Source organism: Paenibacillus amylolyticus, from assembly GCF_050990605.1.
Lineage (GTDB): Bacteria > Bacillota > Bacilli > Paenibacillales > Paenibacillaceae > Paenibacillus > Paenibacillus amylolyticus_H.
This window is the reverse complement of sequence record NZ_CP158832.1, coordinates 5063893-5083470: the sequence shown is the minus strand read 5'-3', so window position 1 is coordinate 5083470 and position 19578 is coordinate 5063893. Positions and strand designations below refer to the sequence as shown.

18 protein-coding genes are annotated in these 19578 nt (G+C 47.5%); 15 read left to right on the top strand and 3 right to left on the bottom strand.

Annotated features, from left to right (window positions below; genetic code table 11):
* The first annotated feature begins 70 nt into the window (after window positions 1-70).
* Complete coding sequence (locus tag ABTV53_RS22375; protein ID WP_433746609.1) at window positions 71-1153, top strand: nucleotidyltransferase domain-containing protein; 1083 nt, start codon at window positions 71-73, stop codon at window positions 1151-1153.
* A 140-nt stretch (window positions 1154-1293) separates the two neighbouring features.
* Here ABTV53_RS22375 and ABTV53_RS22370 read toward each other — a convergent pair whose 3' ends face one another.
* Window positions 1294-2169, bottom strand: coding sequence for a DUF72 domain-containing protein (locus ABTV53_RS22370; RefSeq protein WP_433746606.1), 876 nt, complete (start codon window positions 2167-2169; stop codon window positions 1294-1296).
* Window positions 2170-2386: 217 nt separating this feature from the next.
* Here ABTV53_RS22370 and ABTV53_RS22365 point away from each other — a divergent pair, with 217 nt between their 5' ends.
* The 5 genes from ABTV53_RS22365 (at window position 2387) to ABTV53_RS22345 (ending at window position 6471) form a co-directional block, all read left to right on the top strand.
* Complete coding sequence (locus ABTV53_RS22365) at window positions 2387-3130, top strand: class I SAM-dependent methyltransferase (protein WP_433746603.1); 744 nt, start codon at window positions 2387-2389, stop codon at window positions 3128-3130.
* A 27-nt stretch (window positions 3131-3157) separates the two neighbouring features.
* Window positions 3158-4150, top strand: coding sequence for an MBL fold metallo-hydrolase (locus ABTV53_RS22360; RefSeq protein WP_433746600.1), 993 nt, complete (start codon window positions 3158-3160; stop codon window positions 4148-4150).
* A 173-nt stretch (window positions 4151-4323) separates the two neighbouring features.
* Entirely contained in the window at window positions 4324-4740 is a 417-nt protein-coding gene (locus tag ABTV53_RS22355) for a hypothetical protein (protein ID WP_433746597.1), read from the top strand.
* A complete protein-coding gene (locus tag ABTV53_RS22350; protein WP_433746594.1) occupies window positions 4737-5780 on the top strand; it encodes an FAD:protein FMN transferase in 1044 nt (347 codons plus the stop codon). Before ABTV53_RS22355 ends, ABTV53_RS22350 begins: the two co-directional genes overlap by 4 nt.
* Before the next feature lie 37 nt (window positions 5781-5817).
* Window positions 5818-6471 carry a ferric reductase-like transmembrane domain-containing protein gene (locus ABTV53_RS22345; RefSeq protein WP_433746591.1) on the top strand — a complete coding sequence of 218 codons (654 nt, stop codon included), beginning with the start codon at window positions 5818-5820 and terminating at the stop codon, window positions 6469-6471.
* A 159-nt stretch (window positions 6472-6630) separates the two neighbouring features.
* On the opposite strand, the gene ABTV53_RS22340 is transcribed toward ABTV53_RS22345, so the two are convergent.
* Window positions 6631-7197: a phosphatidylglycerophosphatase A family protein gene (locus tag ABTV53_RS22340; protein WP_215075779.1), complete on the bottom strand. Its 567-nt coding sequence runs from the start codon at window positions 7195-7197 to the stop codon at window positions 6631-6633.
* Window positions 7198-7385: 188 nt separating this feature from the next.
* Between ABTV53_RS22340 and ABTV53_RS22335 the strand changes: the two genes are divergently transcribed.
* The 9 genes from ABTV53_RS22335 to ABTV53_RS22295 all read left to right on the top strand — a co-directional run bounded on the left by ABTV53_RS22335 (window position 7386) and on the right by ABTV53_RS22295 (window position 17550).
* Window positions 7386-8441, top strand: coding sequence for a GerMN domain-containing protein (locus ABTV53_RS22335; RefSeq protein ID WP_433746587.1), 1056 nt, complete (start codon window positions 7386-7388; stop codon window positions 8439-8441).
* Between the two features lie 118 nt (window positions 8442-8559).
* Entirely contained in the window at window positions 8560-9315 is a 756-nt protein-coding gene (gene rph / locus ABTV53_RS22330; protein ID WP_310339582.1) for a ribonuclease PH, read from the top strand.
* Window position 9316: 1 nt separating this feature from the next.
* A complete protein-coding gene (locus tag ABTV53_RS22325; RefSeq protein ID WP_433746583.1) occupies window positions 9317-9940 on the top strand; it encodes an XTP/dITP diphosphatase in 624 nt (207 codons plus the stop codon).
* Window positions 9941-10256: 316 nt separating this feature from the next.
* Window positions 10257-11099 (top strand): STM4015 family protein, encoded by an 843-nt coding sequence (locus ABTV53_RS22320; RefSeq protein ID WP_433746581.1) that lies wholly within the window; start codon window positions 10257-10259, stop codon window positions 11097-11099.
* 21 nt (window positions 11100-11120) lie between these two features.
* Complete coding sequence (locus tag ABTV53_RS22315) at window positions 11121-12368, top strand: STM4014 family protein (RefSeq protein WP_433746578.1); 1248 nt, start codon at window positions 11121-11123, stop codon at window positions 12366-12368.
* Window positions 12361-13146, top strand: coding sequence for an STM4013/SEN3800 family hydrolase (locus tag ABTV53_RS22310; RefSeq protein WP_433746575.1), 786 nt, complete (start codon window positions 12361-12363; stop codon window positions 13144-13146). Before ABTV53_RS22315 ends, ABTV53_RS22310 begins: the two co-directional genes overlap by 8 nt.
* Before the next feature lie 47 nt (window positions 13147-13193).
* Window positions 13194-14582: an STM4012 family radical SAM protein gene (locus ABTV53_RS22305; RefSeq protein ID WP_433746572.1), complete on the top strand. Its 1389-nt coding sequence runs from the start codon at window positions 13194-13196 to the stop codon at window positions 14580-14582.
* Window positions 14579-15439 carry an STM4011 family radical SAM protein gene (locus ABTV53_RS22300; protein ID WP_433746569.1) on the top strand — a complete coding sequence of 287 codons (861 nt, stop codon included), beginning with the start codon at window positions 14579-14581 and terminating at the stop codon, window positions 15437-15439. Before ABTV53_RS22305 ends, ABTV53_RS22300 begins: the two co-directional genes overlap by 4 nt.
* Window positions 15440-15852: 413 nt before the next feature.
* A complete protein-coding gene (locus tag ABTV53_RS22295; RefSeq protein ID WP_433746566.1) occupies window positions 15853-17550 on the top strand; it encodes a methyl-accepting chemotaxis protein in 1698 nt (565 codons plus the stop codon).
* Between the two features lie 141 nt (window positions 17551-17691).
* On the opposite strand, the gene asnB is transcribed toward ABTV53_RS22295, so the two are convergent.
* Window positions 17692-19536 carry an asparagine synthase (glutamine-hydrolyzing) gene (asnB, locus tag ABTV53_RS22290; RefSeq protein WP_433754320.1) on the bottom strand — a complete coding sequence of 615 codons (1845 nt, stop codon included), beginning with the start codon at window positions 19534-19536 and terminating at the stop codon, window positions 17692-17694.
* Between the last annotated feature and the right edge of the window lie 42 nt (window positions 19537-19578).

Sequence of the window (19578 nt, the reverse complement as noted above, 5' to 3'; positions counted from 1 at the left end):
CTAAATCGATAGACTCAAGTTAAGGTTGTTGTGATAAAGGACGGCCCGATCATACGAAGGGGTGCAATGAATGGACGAAATCATAAAGAAGAAGTTACTGGACAAAAATGAACGACTCATTAACATGGTGATTGAACGTGTAAAAAGAGATTTTATAGACGATATCGCAATAATTGGGCTTACAGGTTCATTTAGCACGGGAGACTATCACGAGAAGAGTGATCTTGATTTAATTATCATTAATAATACAGAAAAAGGATGGGAAATATCCGATTGCTTTATCTTAGATGACGTTGGATATGACATCTATTGCACGCCATGGAATTCAAGAATACAAGAGCAATCCACTTTGGAGAGTCCCAACGTATCGAGCTTAACTGAGCTCAAAATACTCTACTATGCAAAGCCTGAGGATTTGGAGAGATTGAATGACTTCAGGCAAAAAGCACTTGATGCACTTGCGAACCCGATAGGAGAAGCGTGTCTTGATCGAGCAAATAAATGGATCGATCTGGCTAAGCAAGCATACAGCGATGCGATGCTGGGTGAAGATATCGGTTCAGTGCGACAAGCATCTGCGGACGTTCTGTACAATCTAGTCCATGCTTTGGTTAGTATGAATAACACGTGCATCAAACGAGGAATCAAGCGTTATTTGGAAGAGATTCGGTCGTTTCGCTATGTTCCTGATGATCTCGATTCCTTATACATGTCAATCATCGAAGCTCATACCATTGAAGATATCCGAATAGCCTCTTTTAATATGTTGAATAGTGTTACGAGGTTATATAGCACGATGTGTGATAACTTCATAATTAAACCTGCTCCGACCTTTGATAATCTGAGGGGAACATATGAAGAATTGTGGTGCAACTACCGCAATAAAATTTTGAACAGTGTTATAACGAACGATGCTTCTTACGTCTTTCTTTCGGTCTATGGTGCACAAGGGTATCTTGATGAAATGGCTCGGGAAAAAGGAACCAAGAATTTTGATATTATGCAGTACTTTGATGCAAGTAATTTACCAGTTATGAAAAAGAAGTTCCTTGAAGTGATGGATGAATATCTAGACGAATATGATAAGGTCGGCAGAGAAGTCGAACGTTTTACAACTTTCGAGGAACTATATGCCCATTATATGAATCATTGATCTTACCTTAGAGCCCTGAAGAATTAACGAAAGTTCGATAAATTCAAATGAAGTCAATCGATATAGTCGCTATAGTTAACGAGATAAAAAAAGCGGCAATGCCCTCGGGCATGCCGCTTTTAGTTGACCCAATTCACGGATCAAAATAACTCCAGCTGCTCCGGTCCTTCTTCCTTCTCCGGTTCAGTACGGTCAGGAAAAGGCTTCACTGGCAAGTCCAGCAGATCCATCATCATCTGGGCATTCGCCGCTGCATCGCCACCAGAGTTGTTGTTGAAGATTACATAGACATCTTTGCTCTGCTCCTGCAATTGCTCCAGGTAGCCTTTCCACTCCAACAGCTCTTCCTTATTGTAACGATACAAATAGCGGGTTTCGCGCCAATTGGGCGCACCATTCTGATGCCAGCCGGACACATTACGTCCATGCATGCGAACCAGCGTCATCTCCGAATCCGTCGCCTGCGGCACGATGGGAATGGAACCTGGACCCGCCTGAGGTTCGTCACAGACGCTGTGAATCCAGCCTTGCTCCTTCATGAACGAAAGTGTTCGCTCACGCATGTCATCTTCATACCAGCTGCGATGTCGGAATTCCAGGGCGCACGGAATACCCTCCATTCGGAGTTTCACTTCACGAAGCTCTTTTACGTTGTCCTTATTACATTCGAACCAGGGTGGATACTGAAACAAGGCTGCCTGCATCTTGCCTGCTTCAATGACGGGCTCCAGTGATTCCCGAAAAGCTTTATACATCTCCGACGTGCTGGTGAAGTAGGGTTTGCCTCGCAGATGTCCGGTCATTCCCTGATAGGCTTTGATGATAAAAGCAAAGGAATCGGGCGTCTCGGCAGCCCATCGTGCCATTCGATCCTGCGGCTGAACGGCGTAGAAGCAACTATCCACCTCCACGGTGGAGAAGTATTGTCCGTATAGACTGAGCTTGTCTTTGGCTTTGGTGCGGTTTGGATAGAGATCTTCCTGATCCCCCCATCCGGTAAGTCCGATGCGAATCATAAGAACACCTCCTGTTGCTAATAATTAACCGATTTGCAGGCGTATGCTTAACATTATATCGAATGCATTTTAGCTCTTCAATGTAGATGATCTACTGGAATTTTTTGAGTTTGCAGAATAAAGACGTTACAATACATTAAAGCTAGGGGAAATGATCAGGCCTGTACAAAGCGTACGACAGACAGAGGGCCGATGACCAGGTGGAGGGCGAAATTGGATGACGGAATGGTATGAAAAGAGTTTTGGAGAAGATTATCTTCTCGTATACAAGCACCGGGATGTGCAGGGTGCCTATCAGGAAGTACATAAAATGATCAACTGGTTGAAGCTTGAGCCGAATGCTGAAGTATTGGATCTATGCTGCGGTATGGGACGGCACTCCATGGCACTTGCTGATGCAGGATTGCGAGTGACCGGAGTTGATCTGTCCGATGTGCTTTTACGCGAAGCACGCCTAATGGACACCGGACACCGAGTATCTTGGTGTCATGCGGACATGCGTGAACTCCCGCTGAAAGGCGGTTTTGATGCTGTAGTTAATCTGTTCACATCGTTTGGTTATTTCCTTGAGGACGGAGAACAATTGAAAGTATTACGTGCCATTCATCGCATGCTTCGCCCGGGTGGGAGCTACATTATTGATTTTATGAATACGGCATATGTGACTCGGCATCTGGTGCCGCACTCTGTCCGAGAGGATGAAGGGCAGCGAATTGAGGAGTTCCGCAAGATTGAGGATGGATTTGTGCAAAAGGAAATTCGCATTACGGATAACACATCCGGACATGAACCGCGGGTATATCAGGAGCGTGTGAAGTTATACACACGGGATCAACTGAGTCAGATGTTAAGTGCAGCTGGACTCCGGGTAGATCAGGTTCATGGCGGCTATGATGAAGAGCAATATGACGAGCAGACTTCTCCGCGCATGATTTTTGTTGGTCGTCGTCCTGTGGAGTGAACAGAGACCGTCAGGAAGGGGGAAAACATGAAGCGAACTGAAGAGATGTCCATGACAGGCATGACAGAGGTCATACACCGGGTCAAGATTAGCATGTCGTTTCCCTTACGATGGGTGAACAGTTATTTGTTGTCAGAGCCGGATGGAAAGATCACTATTATTGATCCGGGACCTCGTAATTCGGAAACAGAACAGGAGTGGAGTGAAGCGCTGGCAGATCTCGGCCTGACCTTTGGCGATATTCGTCAAATTGTACTGACCCACCATCACCCCGATCATCTTGGGTTGTCGGGTTGGATGCAACAGATGACGGGGGCACCCGTTCGAATGTCCACACGCTCCCGTCAAGAGGCCGATTATATGTGGGGACCTGATTCACACATTAATACAATATTACCTGATTATTATGGTCGTCATGGTATGCCGGAAGACAAGACTGAGCAGATACATGAACATATGAAGGCATTTACTTCGCAGATCACGCCACTTCCGAATGTCACACCCGTTGAAGATGGCGAGTGGCTCGATATGGGCGGGAGACGTTGGGTTGCTGTGGAGACGGGGGGACATGCCCCAGGCCATTTATCCTTTTATGCGCCTGAGTCCATGGAGATTCTGTGCGGAGATGCAGTTTTGCCGCAGATATCACCGAATATCAGTCTGCAACCCGGCAGTGACCCTCAGCCATTATTGTCTTATATGGAAGGATTGCAACGTCTCGGGGAGCTGAATGTCAAGCAGGCGTATCCAGGGCATCGGAATCCTTTTGCCCCGTTCAGCGAACGCACAGTACAATTGCTGGCTCATCACGAGGAACGTCTTCAGAAGATGACGGAGCGAATTCAGGAGTCACCAGCGAATGCGTATGTAATCTGTGTACACATGTTTGGCAATCGGCTGGGTACCCACCAACTGCGGTTTGCCATGAGTGAGACGTTGGCCCATTTGCAGGAGTTAATTCGACGCGAAGTAGTGAAACAAGAGCAGGAACCGGATGGAACGTTCTACTTTCGATTTTAACGGTATGATGATATCGATATGAAATGATAATACGATCTTATATAGAGGCTCGGGACAGGAAATTCACCTGTTCGGGGCCTTTTTAGCCTCTCTTAACGGTTCATTCATCTATTTTTAAGCCAGCCCGCTTATCATACAACTATGAACTTCGCTAAAGAAAGCAGGGAAGAGCGATGACCAGAAGAAAACGGAATCAATGGAGAAAATGGCAAGCTTCAGCGGCAGCAACGTTGACCGTGGCTGCACTTTTTCAATATGTAAGAACTTCGGATGCCTTTGATGTGGCCTATGCAGCAGCGAATGGCACAGATACGAGTGTAACTGCTTCAAGCCAGTTGGATACGCATGATGATGTGATGGATGAATGGATCAACAGTACAACGGACAGCAACAACTGGAACACGCAGGACAATGACAATAAGGATAGTCAATATAGTGGAACATCTGATAGCATACAAGCAGCTCGGCCAGATCAGAGCGTAAGTAACAACGGGAATTATTCAGATTCGCAGCGTTTCGGACAACATAACCAGGGTACAGACTCCGGATATAGCAGTGGCAACTATCAGTCACGCACAGGTGCATCATGAGCCGCACAGAGCAAGTTGCTCGTCCGCTTCGATTTCAATTCCGTGCAATGAACACGGATGTTGAAGTGCAACTGTCCGCTGGTCGGGAAGAAGCTGAACATGCAGCAACCTTAGTCAAGAATTGGTTTGAGACGCAGGAGCAGCGCTTCAGCCGATTTGTGGCAGACAGTGAACTGAATCGTCTGAATGGTTCGACGGGATGGATGCCCATCTCTGCTGCGATGGATGAAGTTTTGAGTCTGGCCTATGGATATATTGGTCTGACTGAAGGGGTTTTTCAACCGGGTATCTCGCAGGCTCTTCAGGGTTCAGGATATGATCTAAGCTTCGAAAAGGTACAGCAAAGACAACCGCAACGTCCATTGCTTGAACGCATATTGCGAATGAGAACACCTGAAAGTTCAGGGAGGATGGAAGATCGATATGACCACAGCCGTCCGAGCTGGATTCAGCGGGAAGGTAGCCGGATGGTTCATCTGGATCCCGGAGCCGAGCTGGATCTGGGAGGCATCGTTAAGGGCTGGGCGGTGGAACGCATTGCGGATTGGTTGCAGCGAACATTGCATATCCCGGCGGGTTTAATTAACGCAGGTGGAGATATTCAGGTATGGGGTACATCGGACCATCCTCAGTGGACCTTGAAAGTAGCAGATCCTTTGCAAGACCAGGGGGATGTGACAGGTGCGGTTCGCTTACAGCGAGGTGCTGTTGCCACTTCGGGTATTTCGCATAGACTATGGCAAAATTCAGACGGAAGCCTTGCGCATCATCTCATTGACCCCCGGACGATGAAACCGGCGGATACGGATGTGTTACAGTGTACCGTTCTGGGACAGCATGCGTCACAGTGCGAGATCATTGCCAAGACGGTCTGCATTCTGGGGAGTGCCGAAGCCCTGGGCTGGTTAAACCGACATTACGATCGGCATGACGTCCTGTGGATGACACGGGAGGGGATTACTTATTTTAGAGGAAATACGGATACGCTTGCTGAGCACTGGCCCGGTTTTGATCCGGATCATCGCTTCAGTCTGATATAAAAAGAGGACAAGTCTAACAGATATGGGGGAGCCGGTTATGGCACAATGGATTGTAGATTACCTGCCGACGTGGAATATCATTCGAATTAGCGGGATTGCTGCTTATGTGCTGCTCTTTGCCGGTGTATTTCTGGGCATTGCACAAGGGATGCCTATGGCCAAAGGCAAACCAAAAGCAGCTATGTTCAAATGGCATACCCGAACGACCTGGCTCGCCTTCGGACTTGGACTTGTGCACGCATTGACGTTATATATTGATCACTACAGCCCGTTTACCTGGGGTGAACTTTTGATTCCTTTTACCGCCTCCGTGCATCCGATTGGCAGTGGTCTGGGAACGTTAGCCTTTTATGGATTAGTGATCGTTTTATTATCCAGCGACCTGCGGAACAAGCTGGGCCGCAAATGGTGGTTCATGTTCCATATGTTATCCTATCCCGTGTTCATTGGTCTGCTGGTTCACGGCATGGTAACAGGATCAGATTCTGGTAATATCATCATGCGGATGATGTATGTATTTACCGGACTCAGCATAATCGGCATCACTGTGCTGCGTGGCATGTTGCGAGAGCGCAAAGGTCCCGAGATCACGATTGGACCCAAGTGCACACCAGCTGAGCCAGCTGCTGACCAGAAGTGGGTTGAAGGATTGGGTTTGGTGGGAAATGTACGACCTAAGCATCTAAAATAATCACGTGTCGATCTTCAAAAAGTATCGTACACATGCAAAAGAAGCGGCCATCAGGCCGCTTTTTTCATGAAAAGATATTTCTTCGAACAGTCATTCACCAAGCATCCACACACATGTCCAATGTGCCGCAATGACTGCTGTCATGAAACGAGTTACGCATTATACAGCGTCATCACTAACAGGTTTTTCTCCCAGTGCTTCTTCAAGCTCGGATTGTTTTCGATGGGCGATCCGACTGCTCGCTGCCGATGCAATCGCACCGACAATATCATCAAGGAACGTATGAATAGGACCATGGGTCTTGTCATTCAGTCGCTCCAGCACTCCTGGCTTCAATTTGTCCACGTACCCGTAGTTGGTGAAGCCAATGCTGCCATACACATTGACGATGGAGAATGCCAAAATCTCATCCACGCCATATAGTCCTTCATCGTTCTCAATCATCTCCTGCAAAGGAGATAGGAGCTGACCTTGTTCAGCCAGGATATCAAGCTGAATGCCGGTCAGGACAGCGTTCTGTACCTCGCGTTTACGGAGAACCATCTCCACATTGTCGATACATTCTTCCATCGTCAGATCAGGATAGTACTTTTTCTGCAATAACATGACCAGTTCTGCGATCTCAGGGATCGTGACGCCCCGCTTATGCAGCCATTCCCTTGTTGCCTCCGCAACTTTGCGGCTATTGAGGCTGTAAGGGATTTTTTCTTGCTCAGGATGTTCCATGGGCGATTCCTCCTCTGTAGTTAGCAATGTCCCTACTCTTGCTTCCTAATACGTTATTAACCTGTTTTACGTTTCTTTAAGATAATATATAAGTTTTCAGCGAAGCGATTATCTTTTAGTTATTTTTTGGACAAAGGCTCGTATACATGGTAGTACAAACTGTAAAAATGATGAGGGGGAACGTGATCATGAGAAAGATCCAATCTTTGCGTACGGTATCGGCAGCTGCGCTGCTGAGCATTCCTATGGTGTTGTCAGGTTGCGGCATGTTTGGAGCACAGTCGTCTGAAGCTGTTGATCCGCCACCGCCCATTCAGGAAGCAGCCATGATTCAGGCAGCCGAAGGGAATGGGGCACTGGCAACGCTCCCTTTAACGACGGTATATCTGCAAGACCAGCAGGGGCTGCTCGCTCCGGTATCCCTGACACTTCCTTCTGGAACAGATGCCAGCAGTCCAAAGACAGCACTGGATACACTTGTCACAGGCGGGGCCTATGCGGGTATGCTGCCTGAAGGATTCCAGGGCGTTCTCCCGCAGGGAACGGTTGTGCAGAATGTAACGATTCACGCGGATGACAAGCTGGCGGTCGTGGAGTTCTCGGGTAATTTTGCCAAGTATGATGCGAAGGAAGAACGGAAAATGCTAGAAGCTGTCACGTGGACATTAACGGGAACGCCTGATGTGGAGAATGTGCAGATCTGGGTGGATGGCAAAAAATTAACACAAATGCCGGTGAACAGCACGCCGCTGCCTGAACCGCTGAATCGGGCTGTGGGAATCAATCTGGATCTGGGTGATACGTTTGTGACCAACAGCAGCCCGGTCACGGTCTATTTCTCAGCTGCTTCACCAGCAGGCATCCAATATTATGTTCCAGTGACACGTCTGGTTACACCTGGTGAAGATCGGGTGCAGGCAGCATTGAATGAGCTGATCAAAGGACCTGACAAAGGCGGCGAACTGGAAGAGGTTATGACAGGAGGAACGGAGCTGCAATCAGTCAAAACGGCTGAGGACGGCACGGTAACGGTTGCGCTGAAAGATGATATGTTTGCCGAAGGGGATATCGTACCAAGCGAGCTCTTACAGTCCGTCGTATTAACCACTGCGGAGAATACAGCCAGCAAGGATGCCAAAGTACAGATCGAATGGAACGGCCAAAAAACGGTCAAGGGTGACGACAACCGGGATTATAGTGCGCCTGTTTCCAAGCCTGAATATATTAACGAAATTCCGATTTAATGAACGCAGAATGCATAAGGATGCTTTTAACCGAACTCTTTGGTAAAATATAAGGGATTCGTAAAATTGTGAATAAGTTCAACATTACAGGATGCTTAAGTCGTAGGAGGCAGAAAAAATGAGATCAAACGGACGAACCAGCGAACAGCTGCGCCCGCTGAATTTAACAGTGAACACGAATAAATACGCCGAGGGCTCTGTACTGATTGAAGTTGGAGATACAAAGGTGATCTGTACAGCTACAGTGGAGGAACGTGTTCCTCCCTTTATGAAAGGGCAAGGGAAAGGCTGGGTAACGGCTGAATATTCCATGCTGCCACGTGCAACACATACTCGGAACCAACGTGAAGCCAATCGCGGCAAATTAACTGGACGCACCATGGAAATTCAGCGTTTGATTGGTCGGGCGCTCCGCTCAGTGGTCAATTTGCAGGCACTTGGTGAGCGTACAATTACGCTGGACTGTGATGTTATTCAAGCCGATGGAGGCACACGCACAACGTCCATTACCGGTGCCTTTGTAGCGCTGGCGTTTGCTGTGAACAAGATTTCCCAACAACACAAACTGCAAGTATTCCCGATTACGGATTTCATTGCTGCGGTAAGTGTGGGCGTTGTGGGTGAACAGCCTGTACTCGATCTGAACTATGATGAAGATTCCAAAGCCAAGGTGGATATGAACCTGGTGATGACAGGCGGCGGTAAATACGTCGAGCTACAGGGAACAGGTGAGGAAGCACCATTTGATCGCCGTGAGCTTAACGCCATGTTGGAACTTGGCGAGCAGGGAATTCTGGAGATGATCGAGCGTCAAAAAGAAGTGCTTGGACCGATTGCGCTCAAGATTGGCGCGCGTGGATTAGGGGAAGCTTAAGATGAGTTTGGACAGCCCAATCCTCATTGTTGCAACCCGCAACGCGGGTAAAGTTCGTGAATTCGCTCATGCTTTCGCACCGCTTGGCAAAGAGGTCAAAAGCATGTTTGACTACCCGGAGCTGCCGGATGTGGTAGAAGATGGCTTAACGTTTGCGGAGAATGCCTGGAAGAAAGCCAAAGCGGTTGGTGATGCGCTTGGTTTGCCCGTTCTGGCAGACGATTCAGGACTTTGCGTAGATCTGTTGGACGGGGAGCCGGGAGTATATTCAGCGAGATATGCAGGCGAAGGAGCAACGGATGCACAAAATAATGCGAAGTTGCTGGAGACACTGGAATCGTTGAAATCCGGTGAGGACACCGAGCAGCCGCTACTAAGTCCGGCTCGTTTTATATGTGCGTTGGTACTGTACGATCCGACAACAGGTGATAAGTATGAATCAGAAGGCACTGCGGAAGGCTGGATCACGGCTCAAGCTGCAGGTGCTGGTGGTTTTGGATATGACCCACTCTTCTATGTATCTGAATACGAGATGACGATGGCAGAGCTGACGCTCGAGCAAAAGCAAGCGATTAGCCACCGTGGTCATGCACTGAGAGCGCTCGTATCCAGACTTGAAGGATAAGAATGAACATCAAAGCGTTAATGGAAGGACAGAAGCATTCCGATGGGATGGTTCATCCGCCATTAACGCTTTTTGTATGAAATGAAGTGTTTAATCGTGTTTCGCGAAGGTCCATCCATATACCTAATTGAAGATAGCTATTTCTGCGACTACATATCAGAACGTATGTTCTTTTACCTACAGAAAAAATGGTTTACGTTGCACGATTGGGAATCTCATTGGGACTGGAGTTGGAAGAAGTTGCAAGCCTTGTGTGGTATGGGTTAACATTCAAATTAACGAATCATATATGAACCTTAAACGGAGGGATCTACTCATGCAAGAAGTGAAACTTGTTGTATCTTACGATGATTATGAGGACGGCATTCGTATGGAAAAATTAATAAAGGAACTGGCGGCTAAACCGGAGGCCGGCTCATTGGAAAGTCTGGTCATCGGAGATTGGGGACAGGCTTATGAAAATTCGCCTGATGAGTTCATGGGTACGCTCGTCGAGTCAGCTCCAAGCTTTCCGTCATTGAAGAAACTGTTTATTGGAGATATGGGATTTGAAGAATGTGAAGTATCGTGGATTATCCAGACGAATCTCACACCACTGTTAGCTGCCTTTCCAGAATTAAAATCATTCTCTGTCATGGGCAGTAGCGGCCTTAGTCTGGAACCGCTCCAGCATGCCAAGCTTGAAGAATTGATTATTATTTGTGGCGGTCTCCCAAAAGAAGTTTTATCTTCAATCACCCATGCCGAGTTGCCTGAATTGCGTAAACTGGAATTATATCTGGGCGTCGATAATTATGGCTTCAATGGTTCAATTGAAGATGTACTACCTTTGTTAGAAAAAGGATTGTTTCCAAAGCTGGTTTACTTGGGCCTGAAAGACAGTGAAATTCAGGATGAGATTGCGAAAGCAGCAGCTGAAGCACCTATTCTGGATCAACTTGAAGTATTGGATCTATCGCAAGGAACGTTGTCCGATGTAGGGGCTGAGGCGTTGCTTGCCAGTGACAAGATTAAGAAACTGAAACATCTTGATCTAAGTTACCATTACATGACCAATGAAATGATCAGTCGCTGGAACCAATCGGGTATATCCGTAGATGTTAGCGACCAGCAACAGAGCGATGAGGATGACTGGCGTTACCCGTCGTTAACGGAATAGTTGATGTCAGGTGTTACGGAAATGAATGAAAGCCTGCATCAACCAATAGATGTACCTGATCTAACGCAAGATCAGCCCTTTTTATTGATCGGAAACCCTGGTAACCGACGAACGCAAGGGATGCAAGAGGCCAGGCATAGATTAGGTTTGAAACCTGCCGTTGTACTGCCGTATGCCCAATTGCTCCAGAACTGGAGACAGGGACGAACGATCGCTGATACAGTAGATTTCAAGCTGCCTGTACCCCTGATTCGCATTGATGCTCCTGGTGAGGACTGGGAAGTAGAGTGTGAATTGTTGCTCCTTGGAGCGATGAACGATACGTCAGCCTTAACAGGTGAAATGGGTGCAGAAGCATTCTCCGCAGAGCAGGTACTTGCGCTGGAACAGGAGTGGGGAAGGATCTACGCTCCCGCTCAGTGGTTCCGCGGCTGGAAAGCATGTCTGGACCGAATCGGCCGTGAGATTCGTGAAATATGGCCTGAAGGCCGATTTATGAATGATCCCGCCGATATCCAATTGATGTTTGACAAGAGAACATGTCAGCAGCATCTGTCTTCACATGGAGTTGATGTACCTCCGGCGCTTCAATCTTCGCAGCCAATCTGCAATTATATGGACCTGCGTAGCTCAATGAAGGTTGCCGAGATGCATCGTGTGTTTGTGAAGCTTGCGTGCGGCTCCGGGGCTTCAGGAGTTGTTGCCTATCAAGTCAATCCCCGAACGTGTGATGAAATTGCTGTAACAACGATGGGAATGGAACAGAGACAGGGCAAGACGATTTTTTTCAATGAAGGACGTCTACGCAAATATACCCGCAGTGGAGAGATTGCTACGCTGATGAACTGGTTATGTGCAGAAGGTGCACAGATTGAACGATGGATGCCAAAAGCCACGCTTGATCAACGGGCCTATGATATTCGGCAACTGATTGCGGGTGGACAGGCAGGTCATGCGATTATGCGACTAAGTCGTACCCCTATAACCAATCTGCATCTGCGCAATGAACGTATGCTGCCTGCTGAAGCAGGGCTGGATGAACAGGGGATGTCGCTGGTTCGGTCGGCGGCGCAAGCAGCCATGTCTGCATTTCCCAACTCGTGGTCAGCCGGGATTGATGTGATGCTTACGAGTGGTTCGAATCCGCGTGCCTATGTGCTGGATGTGAATCCGTTTGGAGATCTGTTATACAGGGTTGAGCATTATGGCCTCGGAACTTATGAGTGGGAAATGGAACTTTTACGAAAGGAGCCTATTCAACATGCCTGATATGAACACCATCGTGGGCTCCCATGATCTGTTAATGATTACGCTGGATACGTTACGATATGACGTAGCCAAGCTGGAAGAGGCGAATTGCCCTAATCTGTGCGGTTCGGGTCCGTGGGAGAAACGTCATACCCCTGGCAGTTTTACATATGCGGCGCACCACGCTTTTTTTGGTGGTTTTATGCCGACACCTGCCAATACGGACAAGGCATCTCATGTACGGCTATTTCATTCCCGGAATACTGGGCTCAAGACACATCCGCACACCTGGCTGTTTGATACACCGGATATCGTATCCGGATTCGCTGCTGAAGGATACCGTACCATCTGTATTGGCGGCGTCATCTTTTTTACGAAAAAAAACCCGCTTGCAAAAGTATTGCCTGGCTATTTCCAACAGAGTTACTGGCGAATGAATTTTGGGGTAACCAACCCCAAATCAACAGAGCATCAGGTACAGCATGCATTAAAGCTGCTTGAACAGACGCCGCCGGATGAAAAGATATTTATGTTTTTGAACGTGTCTGCCATTCATGGCCCCAATCGTTACTTTGTAGAAGGAGCCAAGGAGGACTCGGTGGAGACCCAGAGAGCTGCACTTCGATATGTAGACGAGGCTCTTGGGCCATTGTTCGAGGCGATGAGGAGACGCGCCCGGCCTACCTTTTGTTTAGCTTTTTCCGATCATGGTACAGCTTACGGTGAAGACGGATATCAAGGACACCGGCTCGCGCATGATGTCGTCTGGACGGTGCCTTACCGCGAATTTTTAGTATAGAATGTATTGATCTTATGAGGACAACAACCGGAGACAGGAGGAAACCGATGGACAAACATGTACAACATACAACAACAGGCCATTCCAGACAGTCCGGATCCGATATAGCTACAAGCCTCAGAGAAGTACTGGCATTCCCTTATCGTTCTTACTTATACTCGTACCCGCACAAGACCGCCTATCGGGAGCTTGACCCACCACTGCCGTTGGGGCCACTGTGGGAACGAGAAAATACCGATACGTATTTTTTGTATATGCACATTCCCTTTTGCGCTGCTCGTTGCGGATTCTGTAATTTGTTCACCCTGCCGGATCGACGGGATGATACGCATGAACGCTATGTGGATGCGCTGGAACGTCAGGCGAAGCAGTGGGCACCCATTACATCTCGAAGGCCGTATTCGCGGTTCGCGATTGGTGGAGGAACGCCTACATTATTGAATGAAGTTCAGTTGAACCGTCTGTTTGATATTGCTGAACATGTGATGGGGCTGGACCCTGAACAAGCATCGATTTCGGTGGAAACGTCGCCGGATACCGTTACGGAAGCCAAACTGGGCATCATGAAGGAACGAAGTGTGGATCGTATTAGTATGGGCATCCAGAGTTTTATTGAAGCTGAAGCATCTGCCATCTATCGTCCACAAAAACCGCAGGAGGTCGAACGGGCGCTTGAGAAGCTTACTCGGTATGACTTCCCATTGTTAAATCTGGATCTGATCTATGGTTTGCCAGGGCAAACGGTCGAATCGTGGATATATTCACTGGAAAGAGTGCTGGCTTACGAACCGGGCGAAATCTTTATCTATCCCTTGTATACACGGGAAAATACAATCGTGAAGCCTGATGATATTCGCCGTCAGGGACCCGACATTCGGATGGAGCTGTATATAGCTGCACGTGAGACTTTAAAAAGTAAAGGGTATGTACAGTATTCGATGCGCAGATTTGCCAAGGAACAATCGTCCTCCAAAGTGCTTCTGCCTTATAGCTGTCAGGAGGAAGGCATGGTTGGTCTGGGATGTGGCGCACGCTCTTATACGAGCGAGGTACATTATGCTTCCAAGTACGGCGTGAGTTACAAGGCTACACAGAGTATCATTGCCGATTATGTGGCAACTGAGCGCTACGATGTGGCGGATTATGGTATCGTGTTAAGTCGTGAGGAACAGAGACGCCGTTTTATTCTGAAAGCCTTGCTGCATCGCGAGGGATTGACATTGTCTGACTACCATGAGCGCTTTGGTACCGATGTGATGTCCGACTATGCCTGGTTGGCTGAACTGTTGACAGAGGGCATGGCGAAGCTGGAGATCGATGAGGGCAAGCAGGTACTGCGTCTGACAGAAGAAGGACTCGGTTATTCTGATGCGATTGGAGATTGGCTTATATCTGCCGAAATCCGTGAACAGATGGAAGGGTTTGTTTTCTCATGAGAGCGACTTTGTATTATCGGGGGAAGTTGTCTTCCTGTAATTACGACTGTCCATATTGCCCTTTTAGCAAAACCGTGGATTCCAAAGAGACGTTGGAAGTGGATGAACAACAATTGCGTCAATTTGTGGATTGGGTGAGGGAGCAAGAGAGTGCCGGGCATCAATTTTCGATTTTCTTCAATCCCTACGGTGAAGCTTTGGTGCGTCATTGGTACCGGGAAGCGATGGTTGAGCTGTCACATATGCCACATGTGGATAAAGTTGCAATTCAAACCAACCTGTCCGTCAAACTGGATTGGGCGAGGGAGCTGGATACAAATAAAGCAGCCTTTTGGGCGACGTATCATCCTCGTGAGACCAAAGAGGCTTCTTTTGTCAAACAATGTCTGACCTTGCGTCAGATGGGACTTGCTTTTAGTGTAGGTACTGTCGGACTCCGTAGTGCTTTCCCCGCAATTGAGTCCATGAGACAGGCTTTGCCGGATGATGTGTATATGTGGGTAAATGCCTTCAAAGATCGGCCCAAGTATTACACGCCGGAAGAGATTCAGTTTTTACGTGGGCTTGATCCGCTTTTTGAAGGTAATCTGCAGGATTATGAGAGCTTGGGTAAACGATGTGCTGCCGGGTCGGAAGTATTTTATGTACAGGGGTCAGGGCACGTGAAGCGGTGTTATAAGGATCGCCGGATCATTGGGCATCTTTATCGCGATGGTTTGCAGGCTTTGGCCACTGATCGGCCTTGTCGCATGAAAAAATGTGGTTGTTACATCGGTTATATCCATATGGAGGATTCCCCGTTCAGGGAAACGTTTGGTAGCGGGCTGCTTGAACGTAATCCGGTCATGATTCGTTGACTGGCATTTCATATTTAGCTATTCCACTGGGGAGCTAGAATAGGTTTATCCGTTTCTGAACCACATATCAGCGTAACTTAAAACGCATCTTTTAGTTAGGCAGGATCAGACCTTTGGTTTGAACTTGCCTTCTGGAAGGTGTTTTTTTGGTTTTACCCGACCAGAGTTAGTGTTTGTGTTCTTTATTAAAAAGGTCTTGACAACTTTTGAAAAATATTTTTTTAAGTTTGTGATTCAAATTTCATACTTTTTGGGTTAGTATGAATAGGAAAAAAGACCCTGTTATAAATAGTATTTGTACGTATAATCTCGAATTATATTTTTTGACCCAGGTCTAAAGTCCCTATTTGATTGAAAGGAGGGTGGATGTAGGAAGTATCATGCACGTTATCTGAACTTTCGGGGGAGTACACATGAAAAAAATCTCAATTAGCCGTAAATTACTTATGGGTTTCTCATCTGTGCTGTTATTATTGGTGGCAATAACGGTTATAACATATACGCAGTTTATAGCCGTTGAGAAAACGTATACAGAATTAATTGGTGATAGAACAAGCAAACTATTACTCATTAAAAATATGTCGATTGATCTCAAATCACAGCAGATTGCTTTGAGAAATTATATTCTGGAAGACAGTGCAGAGAACGAACAGGCATTTAATAAAGCTTATGAAGATTACATAGCGTTAAATGAAGAATTAAAATCAACAGTTTCAAGTTCAAAGATGAAAGATTACCTTTCACGATCAGATGAAGCGATGAGCCAATATTATGAACTTGCGCAGCAGATTATGACATTGACAAGACAGGGGAATAACAGTGAAATCTCAAGATTACTGAAGGATACAGCCCCAAGTCTGATCTCTGAATTTGAAGGCATTGTGGAAGTTATGGAAACACATCAACAAGATGCCATGAACTCAGGCGTTGTGGGGGCTAATCTTCAGATTGTGCAGGTCCTTAGGTGGATTGTAATTATTGGAGTGGCTTCTCTTCTAATCGGGGCACTTGTGGCGTATGTCATTGGCAGAATGATATCCTTACCTGTTGCTGCTGTTGCCCAATCCGCGAGCCGGATTGCAGACGGAGATCTGACTGGTAAGCCTATTGTGGTCCGTAACAAGGATGAAATTGGTGATCTCGCCCAAGCCTTTAACATCATGTCTGCAAATTTGCGTACACTCATTCATCAGGTAGGAGACAGTGCAGAACGGGTAGCTGCCTCTTCAGAGGAGTTGACGGCAAGCACCGAACAGACAGCAACCGCCACAGAGCAAGTGGCCATCACAATGGGTGAGATTGCAACAGGTATGGATACACAGGTTCGAATGGCGAGTGATGGATTCCAGACGATGAATCAGTTAACGACAGGTTTTCAGCAAGTTACGGAGAATACACTCCATATGTCTGAAGAAGCTGCCAAAGTCTCCGTAAAAACAATATCGGGTAGCGAGTCAGTTCAGTCTGTGATAGGTCAAATGAATTCTATACAAGGGACGGTGTCGAATCTGTCGGTCGTGATCCAGGAACTGAGCAGACACTCTCAGGATATTGTGAAAATGGTGGACAGCATCTCGGAAATATCAGCACAGACGAATCTCCTATCCCTTAATGCCGCTATTGAGGCTGCACGAGCTGGCGAACAGGGAAGAGGGTTTCAGGTTGTTGCTACCGAGGTTCGGAAGCTGTCTGAGCAGTCTGCGCTTTCTGCTAATCAAATTGTTCCATTGGTGGCGTCAATTGAGAAGGGAATGCGAAATGCTGCTGAATCTATGGTGGTTGTATCCGCAGAGGTTCAAGAAGGGATTACACTTGTTCACCAAGCGGGAGCCACATTTGATGAAATCCGTGAGGCGGTTGGGGGCGTAGCGGGGCAAACACAGGAAGTCTCCGCTTCAATTGAGCAAATGTCAGCAGGTGTAGAGCAGATTAATAGGTCTATGAAAACAATCATGGAAGTGACCGAAACTGGGGCCGCTGGAACAGAAGAAGTGAGTGCATCTTCAGAGGAGCAGTTGTCTGCGATGCAGGAGATCGCTTCCGCAGCCAATGATCTCTCCTTGATGGCAGAACAATTGCAACAGACCGTCAGTCGTTTCAAAGTGCAATAAAATGAAATGAGTGGAATGAAGAACGAGCGCATACGTACAGAGATTCTTATAAAAAAGTAATAAAAGGGTGTCCAAACACAGTAGTTACTGTTTGGGCACCCTTAATTAATTCATCATGCTGAATCAATGCATAACATGATCTTAACGAATAGCGACTTTATATGTCCGTAACCAGGTGTTGATCTGAGTCAGATAAGCAAATAGCTGGGGACCTGACATGAGCTGCCCGAACCAGGGAAGATTGGAAGCTGCATCCGGTGAAGACGCAAGATTGCGGATCTGAGCTTTGTCGATCAAAGGTAAAATAGGTGATGTGGGATCATCCAGGATATCGAGTACCTGTTGTTTGACAGCGGCCAGATATTGCGGATTATGTGTTTTCGGGTATGGACTCTTTTTGCGATATAACACATCATCAGGCAGGACACCTTCGAGTGCTTTACGCAGAATACCTTTTTCCCGTCCACCCGTTATTTTCATTTCCCAAGGGATGTTAAACACATACTGGATCAGACGATGGTCACAGTAAGGTACCCGTACTTCCAATCCTGCCCCCATACTCATCCGGTCTTTGCGATCCAGAAGTGTAGGCATGAAACGTGTAATGTTCAGGTAGGACATCACCCGCATTTGTGCAGCTTTACCTGTTTCCCCATCCAACAGAGGCACTTCAGCCACTGCATCCGAATAGCGGTCTGCCAAATAATCGAGTGGCCGAATCCATTCCCGAATATCCGGGGATAATAGCGCTGCTCGCATATCAGGCGCTACAGACCATGGAAACGTACCGGAGTTCAGCATATCTTCTCGATGGAACCAGGGGTAACCGCCAAACACTTCATCCGCTGCTTCGCCTGAAATGGCAACGGTGGCTCCTTTTTTGATTTCTTTACAGAACAAATAGAGTGAGGAGTCTACATCTGCCATACCTGGCAGATCCCTTACTAGCATGGCCTGTGTCAGTGCATGAACCAGTTCTCCGTTCTCGATCTCAATCCAGTGATGGTCAGTCTTGAGTTCATCCACCATTCGCTTAATCCAGGGACCATCTGCACCCGGCTGAAAGGAATGTGCCTGAAAATGCTTTGCATTATCCACATAATCGACCGAATACGTACTGACTTGGCCTTGCCCGGTCCGGTTATAATAATCCACGGCTAATGCAGACAAGGCACTAGAGTCCAGTCCTCCCGATAAAAGAGAGCATACCGGAACATCCGAAGCCAACTGGCGCTCCAGTGTGTCTTGCAGGAGTGTTCGCACCTCGGCTGCCGTCTCTTCCAGGTTATGTTCGTGGTTCTGGCTTTCCAGTTTCCAGTAGGCATAGGTTCGGATCCCGTTTCGGTTATAGATCAGCGCGTGCGCAGGCTTGAGTTCGCTAAGTGAAGAGTATACGCCGTGTCCTGGTGTCCGTGCAGGCCCTACGATAAACACTTCGGCCAATCCTTCCGGGCCAACAGCGGCTTCCACATCCGGGTGAATGAGCAGAGCTTTGGGCTCTGATCCAAATACGAGTGTGTCCTTGACATTACTGTAGAACAGAGGTTTCACACCAAGGCGATCTCGTGCGATAAAAACCTGTTCACGTCCCCCATCCCATATGGCAAAAGCAAAAATACCGTTAAAACGGTCTACACATGCCGGTCCCCACTCAATATAAGAGGCGAGCAACACTTCCGTATCACATTGTGTGCGGAACTGATGCCCTCGCTGGAGCAATTCCTTTTTCAACTCGGGTGCATTGTATAGTTCTCCGTTATACACGACGGTATAGGAGGTATCTCCTTGTAACGCATGCATGGGCTGTGCGCCGTTTTCGGGGTCCATTACACTAAGACGCCGATGTCCAAAGGCACAAGGATTGGAGATCCATGTACCTGAAGCGTCGGGTCCCCGGTTCGACAAGCTATCCGTCATACGGACCAGCAGCTCTGATTCCTGGGTCAAATCCCGATTCCACTGTATGAAGCCGGTAATACCGCACATGGTTAGTTCATCCTTTCTTGGTCGAGTCATTCATCCGTATGG

What these genes read in the sequence shown, in the direction of transcription:
- ABTV53_RS22375 (WP_433746609.1), top strand. Translation starts at nt 71, where the DNA reads ATGGACGAAATCATAAAGAAGAAGTTACTGGACAAAAATGAACGACTC.
- ABTV53_RS22370 (WP_433746606.1), bottom strand. Translation starts at nt 2,169, where the DNA reads ATGATTCGCATCGGACTTACCGGATGGGGGGATCAGGAAGATCTCTAT.
- ABTV53_RS22365 (WP_433746603.1), top strand. Translation starts at nt 2,387, where the DNA reads ATGACGGAATGGTATGAAAAGAGTTTTGGAGAAGATTATCTTCTCGTA.
- ABTV53_RS22360 (WP_433746600.1), top strand. Translation starts at nt 3,158, where the DNA reads ATGAAGCGAACTGAAGAGATGTCCATGACAGGCATGACAGAGGTCATA.
- ABTV53_RS22355 (WP_433746597.1), top strand. Translation starts at nt 4,324, where the DNA reads ATGACCAGAAGAAAACGGAATCAATGGAGAAAATGGCAAGCTTCAGCG.
- ABTV53_RS22350 (WP_433746594.1), top strand. Translation starts at nt 4,737, where the DNA reads ATGAGCCGCACAGAGCAAGTTGCTCGTCCGCTTCGATTTCAATTCCGT.
- ABTV53_RS22345 (WP_433746591.1), top strand. Translation starts at nt 5,818, where the DNA reads ATGGCACAATGGATTGTAGATTACCTGCCGACGTGGAATATCATTCGA.
- ABTV53_RS22340 (WP_215075779.1), bottom strand. Translation starts at nt 7,197, where the DNA reads ATGGAACATCCTGAGCAAGAAAAAATCCCTTACAGCCTCAATAGCCGC.
- ABTV53_RS22335 (WP_433746587.1), top strand. Translation starts at nt 7,386, where the DNA reads ATGAGAAAGATCCAATCTTTGCGTACGGTATCGGCAGCTGCGCTGCTG.
- rph (WP_310339582.1), top strand. Translation starts at nt 8,560, where the DNA reads ATGAGATCAAACGGACGAACCAGCGAACAGCTGCGCCCGCTGAATTTA.
- ABTV53_RS22325 (WP_433746583.1), top strand. Translation starts at nt 9,317, where the DNA reads ATGAGTTTGGACAGCCCAATCCTCATTGTTGCAACCCGCAACGCGGGT.
- ABTV53_RS22320 (WP_433746581.1), top strand. Translation starts at nt 10,257, where the DNA reads ATGCAAGAAGTGAAACTTGTTGTATCTTACGATGATTATGAGGACGGC.
- ABTV53_RS22315 (WP_433746578.1), top strand. Translation starts at nt 11,121, where the DNA reads ATGAATGAAAGCCTGCATCAACCAATAGATGTACCTGATCTAACGCAA.
- ABTV53_RS22310 (WP_433746575.1), top strand. Translation starts at nt 12,361, where the DNA reads ATGCCTGATATGAACACCATCGTGGGCTCCCATGATCTGTTAATGATT.
- ABTV53_RS22305 (WP_433746572.1), top strand. Translation starts at nt 13,194, where the DNA reads ATGGACAAACATGTACAACATACAACAACAGGCCATTCCAGACAGTCC.
- ABTV53_RS22300 (WP_433746569.1), top strand. Translation starts at nt 14,579, where the DNA reads ATGAGAGCGACTTTGTATTATCGGGGGAAGTTGTCTTCCTGTAATTAC.
- ABTV53_RS22295 (WP_433746566.1), top strand. Translation starts at nt 15,853, where the DNA reads ATGAAAAAAATCTCAATTAGCCGTAAATTACTTATGGGTTTCTCATCT.
- asnB (WP_433754320.1), bottom strand. Translation starts at nt 19,536, where the DNA reads ATGTGCGGTATTACCGGCTTCATACAGTGGAATCGGGATTTGACCCAG.